The sequence below is a fragment of the Undibacterium sp. Ji49W genome, from assembly GCF_049340205.1.
Lineage (GTDB): Bacteria > Pseudomonadota > Gammaproteobacteria > Burkholderiales > Burkholderiaceae_D > Undibacterium.
In genome coordinates, this window is the sequence record NZ_JBMPOW010000020.1 from 48,553 (window position 1) to 66,060 (window position 17,508).

Below are 17,508 nucleotides of genomic sequence, written 5' to 3' on the forward strand. Positions count from 1 at the left end.
GCTACCTATTGAGTAATAGTCATTGCAGGTTCACCAGAGACGCCTGGGAATTTTTCCGGACGGGGCAAACGTTTCCTGCGCAGTCTGTCCATCATGACAAAGACGACAGGCGTGGTATATAAAGTCAGCAATTGGCTGAGTATCAGGCCGCCAACGATGGCAATGCCCAGGGGTTGCCTTAACTCGGCACCATCGCCACTGCCGAGGGCTAGCGGGACGGCACCAAAAATGGCCGCGAATGTCGTCATCAGGATAGGGCGCAGACGCAAGCAGGCGGCCCGAAATATTGCTGCCCCGGCAGTTGTGCTGTAGGCACGCTGGCGGGTAATGGCAAAATCGATCATCATGATGGCGTTCTTCTTCACGATACCGATCAACAGAATCACCCCTATCAGGGCAATGATAGAGAAATCAGTATTGAACAGAATCAAGGCCAGTAATGCCCCGACACCGGCAGAGGGCAGGGTAGACAATATGGTCACCGGATGGATCAGGCTTTCGTAAAGTATGCCCAGCACCAGATACACCGTAATGATGGCGGCAGCAATCAGTATGGGTTGTGATGAAAGGGATTGCTGAAAGGCGTTTGCCGTCCCCTGAAAACTGCCCCGTACCGATACTGGCACACCCAGTTCCGCCATCGCATTATTGATGGCTTGCGTGGCTTCGGACAAGGACACATTCAAAGGCAGGTTGAAACTGACTGTGGATGCAGGCGTGCCACTTTGGTGGTTGATCGACAGCGGGGTATTGGTAGTTTCGAATCTGGCGATGGCAGAAAGCGGTATCTGTTTGCCGCCACTGCTGGTCACGTACAGCCGTTGAAACGTGGCAGGTCCCTGAAGATAGGGGCTGGCCAGTTCCATCACCACCCGGTATTGATTGAGCGGATTGTAGATGACGCCAACCTGGCGCTGTCCAAATGCATCATTCAGAGTGGTGTCAATGGCGCTCATTGTTACCCCCAGGCGTGCTGCCGCATCACGGTCAATCACAAGTGAAGTCTGCATGCCCTTGTCCTGCTGGTCACTGTTGACGTCAGCCAGTTCAGGCAATTGCGAGAGTGCATTGCGTATGCGCGGTTCCCAGGTGCGCAAGTCGGCCAGGTCGTCAGCCTGCAAGGTGTACTGATACTGTGCATTGGATTGACGGCCACCTATACGTATGTCTTGGGCAGGCACCAGGAACAGGTTGGCCCCCGGTTCGTGTGACAGCCTGGCACGCAGGCGCGTAATGACCACATCTGCCGAGACCTGGCGTTCAAGAATCGGCTTGAGCGTGATATAAAAATTGGCTGAATTGCTTTGCCCGCCACCAGTATTGCCGCTGACATTTTCTACTGCCGGGTCGGCACGTACGATAGCGACAAAGGTGTTGAGTCGCTGCTGCATCATTTGAAACGAACTGCCCTGATCTGCCTGTACGCCACCAACAATCACGCCGGTATCCTGTTGCGGAAAGAAAGACTTGGGAATTGCCGCGTAAAGGTAGACGTTAAGGGCAATCACACCCAGCAATGCGAGCAGGGCAACCGGCTGGTGACGCAAGGTCCACATCAGCGAATGGCGATAACCACGCATCATCAGGCGATTGAGTCTTGCCATTACGCGGCCAAATTTTCCAGGTCGTTTGACGACATGTTGTTTCAGCAGGACTGCCGCCATCATCGGGGTCGTGGTCAGCGACACCAGCATGGAGATCAGGATGGCGATAGACAGCACCACCGAAAATTCGCGAAACAGTCGTCCAACTACACCACCCATCAGGAGCAAGGGGATGAATACTGCTACCAGGCTAAGACTGATGGATACGACGGTAAAACCGATTTCGCGTGCACCTTTCAGCGCTGCTTCGCGTGGGCTCAAGCCTTGTTCTATATAGCGACTGATATTTTCCGAAACGACGATGGCATCATCGACGACAAAGCCGGTTGCCACGGTCAGGGCCATGGCGGACAGATTGTCCAGGCTATAGCCACACAAATACATGACGCCCAGGGTACCAGCCAGTGATACCGGTACGGCAACTGCGGGCAACAGCGTGGCGCGCCAGTTACGCAAAAACAGCAGTACGACCAAGATCACCAGACCTACGGCGATGGATAGTGAGCGTTCAACTTCACGCAACGATGCCCGGATGGTCGGTGTACGGTCACTGACGACATTGAGGTCGATAGCTTGCGGAATCGATGCCTGCAAACGTGGCAACAAGGCGCGCACACGCTCCACGGTTTCTATGATATTGGCACCAGGTTCCTTCAGCAAAAACAGGACGATTGCTGGTTTGCCGTTGGCGACACCGTAATTTCGTACATCCTGTACAGAATCCACTACATCGGCCACATCGCGCAGGCGCACTGCTGCGCCATTACGATAACTCAGAACGACAGGTGCGTATTCAGCCGCCGTACGGGCCTGGTCATTGGCACTGATTTGCCAGCTACGGCCATCTTCTTCCACTGTCCCCTTGGGGCGGTTGGCATTGGTGGCTGTCAGTGCCAGCCGCACGTTTTCCAGCGATATACCTTTCTGTGACAGCTTGTCCGGATCCAGTTCTACACGAACGGCAGGCAAGGCGCCACCACCTACCGACACCTGGCCTATTCCTTCTACCTGAGCCAGGCGTTGGGCCAGAACGGTAGAGGCAGCGTCGTACATCTGGCCGCGCGTCAGGGTGTCTGAGGTCAGTGACAAGATCATCACTGGCGCATCGGCCGGGTTCACCTTACGGTACGTGGGGTTACTGGGCAGGCCGCTGGGCAACAGACTGCGCGCCGCATTGATGGCAGCCTGTACATCGCGGGCCGCACCATTAATATTGCGATTCAGGTCGAATTGCAGGGTGATGTTGGTCGAGCCCAGTGAAGAACGCGACGTGATTTCACTCACGCCGGCAATACTGCCGAGTGCCCGTTCCAGCGGTGTGGCAACAGTTGCCGCCATGGTGTCGGGGCTGGCACCTGGTAGCGAAGCATTCACCGAAATCGTCGGAAAATCAACCTGCGGCAAAGGAGCGATAGGCAGCAACTGAAAGCCAATGACGCCAGCCAGTGCCACACCCAGTGTGATCAGGGTGGTGGCTACCGGTCTTGCTATGAATGGTGCAGATATATTCATAGACGGCTTTCTTTTGCCAATCTGGCGGCTTCACGCCTGTTGCGCCATTCGGCAAGTTTTTGCGCCTGACGGGTAAAGCCCAGATAGATCACCGGCGTGGTGAACAAGGTCAGTAACTGGCTGACGATCAGGCCGCCAACCATGGTAATGCCCAGAGGATGGCGCAATTCATGGCCGGCACCGGTACCCAGCATCAGCGGCAATGCGCCTAGCAGAGCCGCCATGGTGGTCATCAAAATCGGGCGGAAGCGCAGCAGGCAGGCCTGATGGATGGCCGCACGTGGCTCCATACCTTGTTCACGTTCTGCATCCAGCGCGAAATCGATCATCATGATGGCGTTCTTTTTGACAATGCCGATCAGCAGCACGATCCCGATGATGCCAACCACACCCAGGTCTTGCCCGGCTATCAGCAGAGCCAGCAAGGCACCCAGACCGGCAGAGGGCAGGGTAGAGAGTATCGTGATAGGGTGAATATAACTTTCATACAGCACGCCCAGTACGATATACATGGTGACCACTGCCGCCAGAATCAACAGCAGGCTGCTGCTGAGTGAAGCGCGGAAGGCTTCAGCAGCACCCTGGAAACTGGTTTCCACGCTGGGTGGCAAATCCAGCTTTTCTTCTTCAGCCTTGATGGCATCTACGGCACTGCCCAAAGAGGCACCGCCTGCCAGGTTGAACGAGATGGTAACAGAAGGAAATTGTGCCACGTGATTGATCGCCAGTGCGGCAGATTTGCTGATCACCTGGGCAACCGATGTCAGCGGTACCTGTATTGTGCTGGAACCGCCGGTGGCCGATACCGATGTGCCTGGCACGTACAGACCTTCAATGGCAACCAACCCTGTTTTGACATCTTTTGCAGCTTCCAGTACCACCCGATACTGGCTGGACTGGGTATAGATGGTAGAGATAAGACGCTGACCAAATGCATTGTAAAGCGCCGTATCAATGTTGGCGACGGTGACACCCAGTCTGCCCGCCGCTTCGCGGTCTATCTGCACATAGGCTTGTTGCCCTTCATCCTGCAAATCACTGGCTACATCCGCCAGTTGTGGCAGCTTTTTCAAACGTGCCAGCAAGCGGTTGGTGGACGATGTCAGGTCAGCAGAACTGGGAGAACTCAGCAAGAACTGGTATTGCGTTTTTGAAATACGGTCTTCGATGGTGAGATCCTGCACCGGCTGCATAAATGCTGTGATACCTGGAATATGGGACGTGCTTTCATCCAGCCTGCGTATGATCTCGGTTGCTGAAGCCACCCTTTGTGCGAAAGGCTTCAGGGTGATTTGCATGCGCCCGGTGTTGAGTGTAGGGTTGGCACCGTCGACGCCGATGAAAGAAGCCAGATGATCAACATCAGGGTCTTTCAGGATGGCTTCGGCCACTGCCTGCTGGCGGGTGGACATGGCTTCAAATGAGGTGGTTTGTGTTGCTTCGGTAATTACCTGTATCAAGCCTGTATCTTGTATGGGGAAGAAACCTTTTGGTACCCAGACATATAAAATTGCAGTCAGTACCACGGTAAAAGCGAATACCAGCAAGGTGGTGGCGGGCCGGTCCAGTACCCAGTTCAGGGCACTACCATAACGGCTGACCATTGCATCGAAACTGCGTGCACTCCATTCACCAAGACGTGAATGTTTGACTTCATGTTCCGGACGCAGCAGACGGGCACTCATCATCGGTGTCAGCGTCAGCGACACAAACGCAGAGATCAGGATAGCCACTGCCAGCGTGATGGCAAATTCATGGAACAGACGGCCAACCACGTCACCCATGAACAGCAGTGGAATCAGTACCGCAATCAGCGATACCGTCAGCGAAATAATGGTAAAGCCAATCTGCTTGCTGCCTTTCAAGGCGGCCGCCATCGGCGTATCGCCTTCCTCAACAAAACGGGCAATGTTTTCTATCATGACAATGGCATCATCGACGACAAAGCCCGTGGAAATAGTCAGCGCCATCAGCGTCAGGTTGTTGATGGAAAAGCCGGCGAGGTAAATGACACCAAAGGTACCCATCAGTGACAGCGGTACGGCGACACTGGGGATGATGGTGGCGCTGGCACTGCGCAGGAACAGAAAGATCACCATCACCACCAGCGCGATGGAAAGCAGCAGTTCGAATTCGGTATCATCAACAGATGCACGTATGGTGGTGGTACGGTCAGCGATGACCTGTACATCGACCGACGCAGGCAGCGAGGCTTTCAATTTCGGTAGCAGGGCCTTGACGCGATCCACGGTCTGGATCACGTTTGCTCCTGGCTGGCGCTGTACATTCAAAATCACGCCAGGCATGCTGTCTGCCCATGCTGCCAGCCGCAGGTTTTCTGCATCGTCCACGATTTGCGCGATGTCTTTCAGACGCAGCGGATTGCCATTTCTCCATGCAATCACCAGGTTCTGGTATTCAGCGGCTGATTTCAACTGGTCATTGGCGTCAATGGTAGAGGCGCGCTGGGCGCCGTCAAAACTGCCTTTGGCCTGGTTGACGTTGGCTGATACGATCGCCGAACGTATGTCATCCAGTGACAGACCCAGCGATGCCAGTGTTTGTGGATTGGCCTGAATCCGCACGGCAGGGCGTCGTCCACCGGCAATGCTGACCAGGCCAACACCATCCACCTGCGACAGCTTGGGGGCCAGACGGTTTTCCGTTAAATCATGCAGTTTGATAACCGGCAAGGAAGGCGAGGTAATCGCGATGGTAAGTACTGGTGCATCGGCAGGGTTGACCTTACTGTAGATCGGGGGCATGGGCAAATCACTGGGCAGCAAATTGCTGCCGCTATTGATTGCTGCCTGTACTTCCTGTTCGGCCACATCCAGTGATAAACCCAGTGAAAACCGCAGAGTAATAACAGACGCGCCACCGGAACTGGTGGATGTCATCTGATTCAGGCCAGGCATCTGGCCGAACTGTCTTTCCAAGGGGGCAGTGACGGTGGTTGACATCACATCCGGGCTGGCGCCCGGATACAGCGTCGTCACCTGTATGGTCGGATAATCGACTTCAGGCAGTGCTGACAATGGCAGCAGGCGATATGCCAGGATACCCGCCAGCATGATCGCCAGCATCAGCAGGGATGTGGCAACCGGGCGTTCAATAAAGATTCTTGATGGATTCATGATGACTATCCGGCTCTACTTGGAAGCAGCCGCGCTGCTGGCAGACTGAGGAGCAGAAGCCGCAGATGTCACAGATGTTGCCGATGCCGGGGCGGAAGTGGGCGCAGCCGATGCCTGGCCCGATGCTGATGAGTCTGCCCCTTTATCTTTGTCTTTATTTCTGCCACGCTTGCCGCCAGCGGGTGCATTGGCACCGGCCCGCTGTTTGGGATCTGATGCAATGACTTCCACTTTTGCACCTTCGCGCAGGCGGTCAACGCCATCAATCACGACTTTTTCTCCCACTTTCAGAGGGCCTTCTATTGCCATCCAGTCGCCATCAACCGTGCCCGGCGTGATGACGCGTGTACTGACGGTATTATCGGCATTCACCACATACAGATAAAAGCCCTGGGCACCGCGTAATACGGCCGATGGCGGAACTGCCAGCACGTCGGTCAGTGTGTCCATTTGCAGAGTTACGCTGACGGCCTGATTGGGGAACAGGGCATCATCGGCATTGGCAAACACAGCCTTGACTTTGATGGTGTCGGTTGTGGTATCGATGGCATTATCAACCGTGGCAACCCGGCCAGTAGCCAGCAAACGCTTGCCGCCACGGTCCCAGGCATTGACTGTCATTGCCGTGTTTGAACGCAGGCGTGCCGTGATCAGCGGGACATTCGCTGACGGTACCGCAAATACCAGTGTAATCGGGCGGGTTTGGTTGATGATGACAATGCCATTGGCATCTGATGTCTGTACGATATTGCCGATGTCAACCTGCTTCAGGCCAACTCTGCCGGCAGTCGGGGCCAGCACGCGGGTATAGGATAATTGCAGTTTTGCACTGGCAACAGCAGCCTGGTCGACCTTGACCGTGCCTTCAAGCTGATGAACCAGCGCTTGCTGGGTGTCAAGCTGCTGTTTGGGGATGGCATCTTTGGCCAGCAGATCGCGATAACGTGCCAGGTCAATATTGGCATTGTCCAGCTGCGCCTTGTCACGCGCCAGAGCACCTTCCGCCTGCCCCAGCGTCGCTTCATACGCGCGCGGATCAATCTGGGCCAGCAACTGACCGGCACTGACTTGCTGGCCTTCAACGAAATTCAGGCGCTGGAGTACGCCATTCACTTGCGCACGAACGGTGGCAGTATTCGATGCCGTCACGCTACCGATCGCATTCACCATCACCTTGATATCCTGTTTGCGGATAGTCTGTATGGATACCGGCTGTATCGCATTGGCACCACCAAATCGCCGCCCACCTGCATTGCCGGCGGGTGGTTTGGCGCTTGCGCTGGCAGCATCACCATTCGTATCCGGACGCGATTTCCACCACCAGATGCCGCCTGCACCTATCACTGCAACTGCCAACAACAACACCAGCAAACGAGGCCGGCTACGTCCTGCCTGAAAATGTAAAGCCCGTGCTGGCTGTGGCTGGACGGGTTGTGTAAGCAAATCAGTGAGTTTGTTATTCATTTTATTATCGACAGTAATAAATTATTAATATTTTCAGTTTACACCCGTAAACTGTCAAGCCGATAGCAGTATTGCCGTGCGGCTAGTCCATGACAGAATTATGGCGGGTAGATGGTGTCGCCAATGTTACTTAATGTATTGTTTTAATGCTTATTGAAACGAAACAGCGATTTTCTTGCTCATCTACGGGTCTTGCCATTCGACCTGAAATCTGAAAGCTGTAGCAGACAAAGAGTAAATGGAAATGGGCAGTTTTTCCGACAATTATTTGTTGTCAGCTTGGAACCTCAATTTTGCCGGAGTATTGTAAGAGCGAGAATTTACCGCATGTTCTGGCGGTTTGCAGAATTGGGGGAGTAATGTCGGGTGGCGGGGGGCACAATCGAGAGCTGCTGATGTGGCACACCTGTTACAAAACAGGTGTGCCCGTACATTCTACAGTTTGACCTTGGACAGCAATTGGGAGCGTGGGCGCAGGCGTGGGGCAGCATCAGATTGTCGACGTACCAGCATGTGTTCTATGTGGGTGTGCCCGGGTGCTTCGGGTACATCATTGCGCTGGGCGCGGATTTGGCGCAGCAACAGTTGCACCGCAGCCTCGGCCATGTCAGCAATGGGCTGGCGCACAGTGGTCAGTTCTGGCCAGATGGTGGTGGCCAGCGCCGTATCATCGAAGCCAGCAACGGTCAGGTCGCCCGGTACATCAAGGCCCAGCCTGTGGGCGATGGCAACCACGCCGGCAGCCATATCGTCGTTGCTGGCAAAGATTGCGGTAGGGCGTTCATCCAGGCCCAGCAAGGCTTCTGCTGCATCCAGGCCGGAACGGTAGGTGAACATGCCTTGCGCAATCAATTCAGGTGCACTGTCTGCGTGTTTTTCGGCAATCGCTGCCTTGAAGCCTTCCAGACGGCGGGCGCTGGCACTTTGATTCGGGTGACCGATGATAAAACCGATACGATGATGCCCCAGTGAAATCAGATGGCTGGCCATTGCATAGGCAGCCTGGAAGTCATCGATACTGATACTGCCCATGCGCGGGTCGGGCTGACCGCAGGCAACGGTCACTGCTGGCGTGCCAGAGGCGGCAATCAGGTCTATCAGACGCGCCGAGTCACATAAGGGAGGCGGCAGGATGATGCCATCGACACCGTTGGCAATCAGGCGCTGGGCCTGTTCAACGTCATGTTCATCAGCCTCACATTTTTCGACCACGAGCTGTATATTATTGGGACTGGCCTGGTTCAGCAGGCCTACCAAGAATTCACTCAGATAGCCCGCGCTTGGGTTGCTGTACAGGAACCCGAAACGTATGGTGCGCAAGCCTGCCAGACGGCGGGCAGCCTGATTTGGAATATAGTTCAATTCAGCAATGGCAGCGTCCACGCGCAGGCGGGTTTGTTCACGCACATTGGTGTCGCCATTCATCACGCGTGATACTGTCATTGACGAAACACCCGCCAGTCTTGCGACGTCAGACATGGTCGGCGCATGCAGCCGGGTGTCGGCGTTTTGGGCTGATACCGGCGCTGTTACTGATGTCGGCGCTGGGTTTTGCTTCACCTTGCTTTTTGTCATCTGCCTTGAGAGTCCGTTAAAAATGTACTTATGTTAGAACCTAACTTTACCACAAGGGGTGTTATGTTGGGCTAACATGCTGCGGCGAGGCCTTAAAGCTTTTGCCACGTTTGTTGGGATGGGTGTGTAGACACTTAACGATACCTGTAAAGCTTTACCTTTTGTACGGAAAACTCTCTGTTTGACAACATGATCTGCCGTCCCTGGTGACTTTCGTCACCATTTAGCCAGCGCCCCTCCAGCCATTTGCCATTTTCATAGCTGCCTTCGGTGATTTTCTCAAAGCCTATCAGCGTGGCTGGGTCAGTGGCATCCTTGAAGCTGACGGTCAAGCCTTTACCTGCAATCAGAAATTCGTTATCCGACAGGCGAATGATCAGGCCACCATGGGCTTCCAGGTCTTTGTTTTCAGTCTTGCTCCAGCGATTGTTCAGATCAACCTGTAGTGCAAAGGAACCCATGGTAACTTTTTGCGGCGTGGGATCGACTGCCCCTTCATAAGAAACATGGGCCTTGAAGCCGCGCATGTTGCCGCTGCCCTGGTACTGAGCAATGACGGGTGCCAGTTGCCTGAGCACACGAAAAGCCTGCGGCAGCGTATCGTCACCTTTGCCCGTGCTGTCTTCTATGCCAAACGGCGAAAAACCGAACGCATCATGCTCGCCTATTGAATAGAAAGCCTTAGCAGCAGCATCGTGTCGCCCGGCGTTGTTTCCCTCTGGCACAAACAGCGGATTATTGGGCAGTTTGAACTGCACGGCCCATTCGGTAAAGTTGGGGAAATAGGTATCAATCGCCAGCACATCGATAGATGGCGCGCCGGCTTTCCAGATGTCAAACAGGTGGGGCAGTGGCCCGGCGCTGGGATATTCGCCCGGTTTCTTGCCGGGTCGGTTCAGGGCTGCATTGACGTACATGGGCAAAGGATAAACAGATTTGCCGGCGGCAGTCATCACTTCAACAAAACGGGCGTAAGACCAAGCCTGGAAAATCTCTTCCGCAGCGATGCTGGCACCGAATACTTCGGTCCAGGTGCCGTTCATGCGATTGCCATTGGCAGCCCAGAGAGTTTTGACCGACGTGTGCAGGCTGGCACGATTCGCTTGCAGATAGTCCATCAAGAGCTTGGGAACCGGCTCCTTTAGTGCGGCATTGGCCAGTGCGCCGTAGTCGCGCGGGTCTGGCAGCATGCCGATTTCATTCTCGACCTGAATCATGATGACCGTGCGTTGCGTATCAACCTGCTTCAGGTGGGCGAGCAAAGCCCGGTAGGCCGCCGTATCCGCCGCCAGGGTATCCGGGCTGAAGGGCGTGAGTATTTCCTGCGCCACGCCATTGCGGTTTCGTGACAGCGGGAAACGTTGTTGATCTTGCTTGACCCATGCCGGAACATAGGTGGACATGGAATTTTTCCAGGCGCCGAACCACAATAAGATAAGCCGGGTGTTATTGGCGCGGGCTTGTTGCAACATGCCATCGAGAATGCTGAAATCAAAACGGCCTTCCACAGGCTCAATCTGATCCCATTCAACAGGTGCCAGTACTGTGTTGACTTCTGCTGTTTTCAAGGCAGGCCACAGCCTGTTGAGATAAGTCAGGCTCGAGGCCGATGAATTATGCAGTTCACCACCCAGAATGAGGAAAGACTGATCGTCAACCATGAGTTGCGTAGCTGAACCCTGCTTGCGTAAATAGGGAATAGTATCTGCTGCGACTGCCATTGACCAATCCAGCAGGGACATCAAGCACAATGAGGTGAAAAGGCAGGTACGGTGCTTCAAGGCTTTCATTGCATTCCTTGCGTTTTATGGAAAAAACACCGCCGATGAGACCTGACGGTGGGGCAATCCGTCCGATCGTTTTAGCATCGGACGGCAAGTGAGAAGTTGACATGCTCAAACTGACATCCAGGTCGTAAATCTGACGAAGTACCTGCATCTGGAATATGCCAATTGATTCAGTAGTGCATTGAGTGTGGCATTGAGTGTGGCATTGAGTGTGGCATTGAGTGTGGCATTGAGTGTGCGTTACCAGCTCTGAAACTGGGTAGGGTAGTGAATCAGCCAGTGGCGGTAAAGGTGACCAGGCGGGTAGGGCATTGATGTCTCCTGCTTCAGTTTTATGTATAGTGTTTTGTTTTTGTCGGTTTTTCAGTGCGCAATGGTATCGCGATCATTTTGAGTTTATAAGCTAAATAAAGAGGGTGTCAACAATATATTAAATAAAATGTTGTTCGCTAACATTTTATTTGAATGTAATGATGCGCTTTCTCCATTGCATGGGAGATTGGTCAGCTGGTTAGCTTGTTATTGGCATTGACGGGAACAGCTTTGATTGCGAATAGCTTGATGATTGCGGGGCGGCAGCTTGTAACCTGGAGATTTGATCGGTTAGTGTGTGTAGAAGATAAAACAATTCGGGATGTCCATTATTAAGCTTGCCAGAAATGCATTCTGGCAAGCAAAATGGGACCTATCGGCCTTGAAGGGACATTCAGGCAATGAAGCTATTCAGATTTTTCGTAACCGTATGTTGTGAATTTTCAGATTCAATGCGCCGTCCCATTTACTCCTGAACTCAAAATTGTGCGGGCTAAAAAGGCTTAATTCAAACTTAACGGTCATTTCTTTGGTGACATCGTTTGTTCCATGCAATGGAACAATCATATTTTGTGTACCGTTGGTTGAATCGCAAATGTCAAATGATCCAACAATCTGATTTTCAGCTCCTGTGCTGCTGTATGTGAGTACGATTTCATACTTGCCTTTGCCAAGATTGAAATACGGGCCGTAAGTAAGAAATCCTGGTTGATCAATTCCTTGTTCCGCAATTCGTACTGACCCAGCAAGCCTGCCGGACTGAGACGGTAACTTATTGGCTTGAAAGATGACTTCATTGCTTGGATGCTGGCTATATAGTCCGGCAGTTGCAACGCCAACACCAAAAATAATCATTACATATGGTGCGACTGCATTTAGTTTGCTCTTCTTGAGAAAGCCCAAAATGAAAAGTGTGACTACTACCCCTAGCCAGGCATAATTAGGAAGGTAAGTATGTGCCCATGTTGAGTCATACAGCATGGGTAACCAGCGATAGAAGGGCGTGTAGAAGGTTGAATAGCTGTCAAACCAGGTGTCTACATTTTTATTGTATGAATTAACAGATCTGACTGCGTATAAATAAAAGAAATAAAATTGCAGCAGCATGGATGAGACTATTGCTGCGCGAAATAATTTTTCTTTTGCTTCAGCCAAGCGGATGAGCCCATAAATTGTGGCTACAATGAAAACGGTTGCAGCGGGCCAGGCAAATCGTCCGGAAAAACTCCACCCTCCATACCAGTTGGGGTGCAGCGCGTTCGGTACTATCAACGATAAGAAGACCAGACCCCATACGAGGGTGAATTGGCGATTGAATCGATAAAGCCATGGAATTGCAAGGACACCAATCAGATTGATCGGGTTCTGAATCAGAAAACCCTGGTTCTGGTCAAAATGCAGACCCAGCAATACCATAAGGCTTGTTTTGCTGACTTCCAGTGCGCCAGATTGATAGGGACCGGCTATTTTTCCGAAAGCGTAGTAATTATAAAATGCCAGAAAAATACAGGAAGCTCCGGCGACAAGGAACAGCCTCATAATCCTCTGAATATCTTTGGATTCAAGATATATTTTTGTTGCTATCGCCAATATGATCAATACGCAGGTTGCGGCAAATTTAATTTGTAGCCAGGGTAAAAATACAATGATGCACGTAAGAAGTAGCTCAGCAGCCTTCGAGCGTTTTTTCTCGGTTGTTATCAGCCAGTACAAGCCAGTCAGCGCAATCAATCCAGCCAGAATGTCAGGATATATCTGATTGGAAGCCGGGATAAACGGCATGGAAATACATGTTGCAATGACCGACCAAAATCGATGCTTTTCGTTGGTGGAGAAAAGGGCGCTAAATTTCCAGGCCAATACCACTACGAAGGCGCTGCAAAAAATCATGAATAATTTTGCGCCTATGACTCCTCCCAAAATGAATGGAATTGAAAGCAGTAGAGGAAGTCCAATATTGTGGACATTGAACAATCCGTTTGGACCATTAACAGTATGTGAATTGGCGGGCGTGGGCTCTGCATCTTGCGGCGCTAGCCCAGACCGGAATATTTGCCGTGTTTTAAACTCTTCCCTGTATGGCTCAGTTTGTTTCAATGTAGCGTGTTTTGCTATTCCGTTCGCCATGATGAGGTAATGTGGTTCATCACCAGTGACAGTATTGGCGTTTTTTCTTTCCCAGATGGAGAGTGTCAGTACAGAAAACAGCGCATAGATAAGGAGAATAGATGCGACAGGTGACCTTTTCATTTTTTTTATATATCCATTTTATTGAATATAAATGTTGGCAGGTGCCGGATGATCATCATGATGATCATCCATTTTCCAGGCGCATAGACTACGGTCTTCCCTGATTCGATTCCATTCACTATCTGCCTTGCGACATCTTCAACCGATGCCATTTTCGCGCCTTGGCTCTTCAGGTGTGCCGTCATTGGCGTATCAGTCGGGCCTGGTTTGATCAGCACCACCTTGACTCCCGTGCCGGCGAATCGATGTTGCATGCCTTGGGCGTAGCGCGTCACCATGCCTTTTGCCGCGCCATACACGTAATTGGATTTTCGTCCGCGGTCGCCTGCTACTGATCCTATCAGTGCAATGGTGCCACGTCCCGCATGTAGCATGAATTTTGCAAATGCTTCTGCATACAGTACGGGGGATATGCCGTTGATATCGAGTGCATTCTTGGCCGCCAGCAGATTATCTTGGCAGTCTGCCTGCTCAGGCAGCGAGCCATGTGCGATCAGTACTATGTCTACTGCTCCCGCAGAAATAATATTGTCTACCGTGGCCTGAATGGCTGCCGGATCGAGAAACTCTGCCTCTAACACCTGGAAGCTTGACTCTGGACTGCGCACCTTGAGATCTGCCGCAACACGTTCTATGCGGGCGGCATCTCGCCCAACCAGGGTGATATCTGTCGACGTGCCTTTCACCCAGATTCTGGCACAATGTTCAGCCATGGCAGAAGTGGCGCCGATAATGACGATTCTCTTTTTATTGTTCAATTCAGTTCCCCATCAAGCGGCGTGAGAGCCCGGAACTGATGCCGGGGTCACGGTATTTTATAAATTCATTGAGTTGTGGATAGCCTGCCTCGAAAAGCTCGCGTGGCATACGCGCATCTTTTGCCGGATATATACGTCCGCCTGCTTCGCGGATGATTGCGTCCAATCTTTCGAACAGTTTGTGCGTTCGTTCTCCATGATTGGGAAAATCCAGCGCAAGAGTAACGCCTGGCTGCGGAAAACTGAGCATACCTACAGACTGGCGGTTGCCAAAGGTTTTCAAAACAGCGAGGAAAGAGCCATCTCCGGAGCGTGCTATTTCTTTCAGCATTTCCTGTACCACTGCCTGGCCAATATCGCGTGGCACTACGCTTTGGTATTGGTAAAAGCCTTTGGGACCATACATGCGGTTCCACTCCAGCAGATTATCGAGTGGATAAAAAAAGGACTGATAATGTGCAATGCTGCGACCCGCCTGCCATTTTTTCATATGGTAATAGGCGATATTAAAAGGTCGCAAAGACAGTTGATTTACCAGCGAGACCGGGGGTACGAACGGCATGGTGCGTTTACTGTTTTTGGGTTCGCTACGTTGCCCTGTATCGCAAGTGTTGCCTCGCATGAATATGCCGCGACCACTGCCTGAAATACAATCGATCCAGGATACAGTGTGCTGCCAGTCAGCTTCAGAGCCATCGGCCAGACGGAAAAATTCGTCGAGGTTATCGTAGGGAATGGTTTCTATATCCAGCCAGGGGCCGGTTACAGGAAGTAGCTGTATCTCTGCTTCGACGATCAAGCCAGTCAATCCCAGACCCCCTACCGTGGCTGAAAACCAATCCCGTTTGTTTTCCGGACCACATTCGATGATTTCGCCATCGGTACGCAATAGCCTGATGCGCTGAACATGATCGCCGAAGGAGCCTAGTTGATGATGATTTTTTCCATGTACATCATTGGCAATAGCGCCGCCCACAGTCACCATTTGGGTGCCGGGTGTGACGGGCAAAATCCAACCTAGTGGTATGAATAATTGCTGTATGTCCCGCAGCAGCACGCCAGCTTCACATACAAGGCGGCCGGTGTAGCGGTCAAAGCCTATGAAATGATCCAGTCCAGTTGTAAGCCATAGCACACCATCAGGGTTGAGGCAGACATCACCATAGCTGCGGCCCATGCCATGAGCGAGAGCGGGATGCTTGCCGCTGCAAATCATGTCCTGTATTTTTGCGGGATCATTCAGGGTGAGCAGTTGATGTGAGTCGGCACTGAGACGCCCCCAGGAGCTCATTGGCGTCATGCCGGCTCCACGCGAAAGACGTAGCGTTTGTCGAGTGTATACTTGCACAGGTAACCAATCGCAAGACCGATGATGCCACCCAGATAGCGCATTTCCTTCGTCTCGAACAAAAAATTAAAGCCGAACTCGAAACCCCAGAAAATTACCGTGGTCAGCAAACCCATCAAGGTATAAAGCGCAAACGTCTTCCCGTCGTGAGTCGCATCTTTGGCGCGAAAGCGAAAAATATAGCGTTTATCGAGGATGTATTTGACGACAAGGCCAGTACCTGTGCCTGCGATAACTGAAATAATGAGTGCGAAAGGGCCATTGAAATTGTGAATGACAATATCCTGAGCCCCGATGTTTACTGCTGTCGCGATTAGTGCGAAAATTGCATATTTGATTGTTAAGTTCATGCAAGCAAAATCATCTTATAGGAAGACAGGTAGAATTTATGCATGATAACGTAATAACTCACACGGCACCAGCGCGCTTGCTTGGCCTGCTCAAGTTAATGCGGCCCAAGCAGTGGGTTAAAAACGGATTTGTTCTCGCGCCACTCATGTTTTCCGGTGAGTTCTTGAATGCGAATGCAGTAAGTCATGCATTGATTGCCGTACTGCTTTTCTGCCTCGGCTCTTCTGCGACATACATCATCAACGACATCCATGACATTGAGAGCGATCGTCGCCACCCCAAGAAATCAAAGTCCAGACCATTGGCTGCTGGTATCGTATCAGTGCCGATGGCCCTGGTTTTGCTGGCCATACTGTATGCAGCGCTGATATGTGGATGGCTGGTCGCGCCACAGGTGGTATTTGTTATCGCTGCTTATACCGCTTTAAACATTGCCTATACTTTTGTGCTCAAACATCAACCAGTGGTCGATATTTTTACTATTGCCATCTGCTTTGTGCTGCGGGTGTATGCCGGTGCTGTGGCTTTGGCAGTGCCGGTATCGGCATGGATGTTTGTTACCACCTTATGTCTTGCCCTTTATCTGGCTGCGGTGAAGCGACGGCAGGAGCTGAGCCAGAATGGTACCGAAGGTCGCAAGGTGTTACAGAAGTACTCGGTATCGCTGGTGGATCGCTACGCGGAAATGTCTGCAACTGGCGCACTGGTTTTCTACAGCATGTTTGTGATGTCGGCCAAACCTCAGCTCATTCTTACTGTTCCTCTGGTGTTGTTTGGTCTGTTTCGTTACTGGTATGTCGTCGAGGAGTTGGATGGCGGTGAATCGCCTACTGAGGCATTGCTGGCAGACTGGCCATTGTTGCTGACGGTTGTATCATGGATAGCGGTTTGTATTTGGGCCTTGTGGCCAGTGCGGGGCTGAACATGGATTATTCATATGCGTTGGCGCCTTTTCTCGCCTGGCTTGTCGCCGGGGTCATGAAGTTTTCAATCAACAGTATCAAGGCCAGACAACTTGCCTTTGGCCTGATCGGTTATGGAGGCTTGCCCAGTAATCACAGCGCCATCGTGAGCAGCATGGCGACACTGATCGCCCTGAAAGAGGGGATTGCTCATCCTGCTTTTGGTGTGGCTGTAACACTCGCTTTTATCGTGATTCTTGACGCAAATAGTTTGCGTCGCCAGGTTGGTAAACATGCCGCAGCAATCAACAAGTTGGCTGCTGGCTCAAAAGATCATTCAGATTTGAGAGAGCGTATGGGGCATACGCGTATCGAGATCGCGGCAGGTATTCTGGTCGGTATTGCCGTTGCCGCTGCCGTCAAAGTGGTGCTGAGCTGACTTTGAGTTGGCGTTGACCATGAGGCAGGAGGCGATTTGCCCCCCCATTGCGGTCAGGGATAAGCCAGC

11 protein-coding genes are annotated in these 17,508 nt (G+C 52.2%); 2 read left to right on the forward strand and 9 right to left on the reverse strand.

All coding sequences use genetic code 11. The annotated features are described in order from the left end of the window. Positions 1-5: 5 nt before the first annotated feature. The 9 genes from ACO0LK_RS22110 to ACO0LK_RS22150 all read right to left on the reverse strand — a co-directional run bounded on the left by ACO0LK_RS22110 (position 6) and on the right by ACO0LK_RS22150 (position 16,097). The gene (locus tag ACO0LK_RS22110; RefSeq protein WP_422978907.1) at positions 6-3,116 is read right to left on the reverse strand and encodes a multidrug efflux RND transporter permease subunit; all 3,111 of its coding nucleotides are present in this window, start codon (positions 3,114-3,116) and stop codon (positions 6-8) included. Beyond that, the gene (locus ACO0LK_RS22115; protein ID WP_422978909.1) at positions 3,113-6,253 is read right to left on the reverse strand and encodes an MdtB/MuxB family multidrug efflux RND transporter permease subunit; all 3,141 of its coding nucleotides are present in this window, start codon (positions 6,251-6,253) and stop codon (positions 3,113-3,115) included. Before ACO0LK_RS22115 ends, ACO0LK_RS22110 begins: the two co-directional genes overlap by 4 nt. Before the next feature lie 15 nt (positions 6,254-6,268). Next, a complete protein-coding gene (locus ACO0LK_RS22120; protein WP_422978911.1) occupies positions 6,269-7,717 on the reverse strand; it encodes an MdtA/MuxA family multidrug efflux RND transporter periplasmic adaptor subunit in 1,449 nt (482 codons plus the stop codon). Positions 7,718-8,152: 435 nt separating this feature from the next. After that, positions 8,153-9,277, reverse strand: coding sequence for a LacI family DNA-binding transcriptional regulator (locus ACO0LK_RS22125; protein ID WP_422978913.1), 1,125 nt, complete (start codon positions 9,275-9,277; stop codon positions 8,153-8,155). Positions 9,278-9,426: 149 nt separating this feature from the next. Further along, complete coding sequence (locus ACO0LK_RS22130; protein WP_422978915.1) at positions 9,427-11,013, reverse strand: DUF5597 domain-containing protein; 1,587 nt, start codon at positions 11,011-11,013, stop codon at positions 9,427-9,429. Positions 11,014-11,802: 789 nt separating this feature from the next. Next, a complete protein-coding gene (locus tag ACO0LK_RS22135) occupies positions 11,803-13,641 on the reverse strand; it encodes a hypothetical protein (RefSeq protein ID WP_422978917.1) in 1,839 nt (612 codons plus the stop codon). A gap of 5 nt (positions 13,642-13,646) precedes the next feature. Beyond that, complete coding sequence (locus ACO0LK_RS22140) at positions 13,647-14,399, reverse strand: SDR family NAD(P)-dependent oxidoreductase (RefSeq protein ID WP_422978919.1); 753 nt, start codon at positions 14,397-14,399, stop codon at positions 13,647-13,649. Between the two features lies 1 nt (position 14,400). Next, on the reverse strand, positions 14,401-15,699 hold the full coding sequence (locus ACO0LK_RS22145; RefSeq protein WP_422978921.1) for an FAD-binding oxidoreductase: 1,299 nt from the start codon (positions 15,697-15,699) through the stop codon (positions 14,401-14,403). Further along, on the reverse strand, positions 15,696-16,097 hold the full coding sequence (locus ACO0LK_RS22150) for a GtrA family protein (protein ID WP_422978923.1): 402 nt from the start codon (positions 16,095-16,097) through the stop codon (positions 15,696-15,698). The genes ACO0LK_RS22145 and ACO0LK_RS22150 overlap by 4 nt, the downstream gene beginning before the upstream one ends. A gap of 38 nt (positions 16,098-16,135) precedes the next feature. Between ACO0LK_RS22150 and ACO0LK_RS22155 the strand changes: the two genes are divergently transcribed. Further along, positions 16,136-17,020: a decaprenyl-phosphate phosphoribosyltransferase gene (locus tag ACO0LK_RS22155; RefSeq protein WP_422978925.1), complete on the forward strand. Its 885-nt coding sequence runs from the start codon at positions 16,136-16,138 to the stop codon at positions 17,018-17,020. Positions 17,021-17,022: 2 nt separating this feature from the next. Further along, positions 17,023-17,439: a divergent PAP2 family protein gene (locus ACO0LK_RS22160; protein ID WP_422978927.1), complete on the forward strand. Its 417-nt coding sequence runs from the start codon at positions 17,023-17,025 to the stop codon at positions 17,437-17,439. The last annotated feature ends 69 nt before the right edge of the window (positions 17,440-17,508 follow it).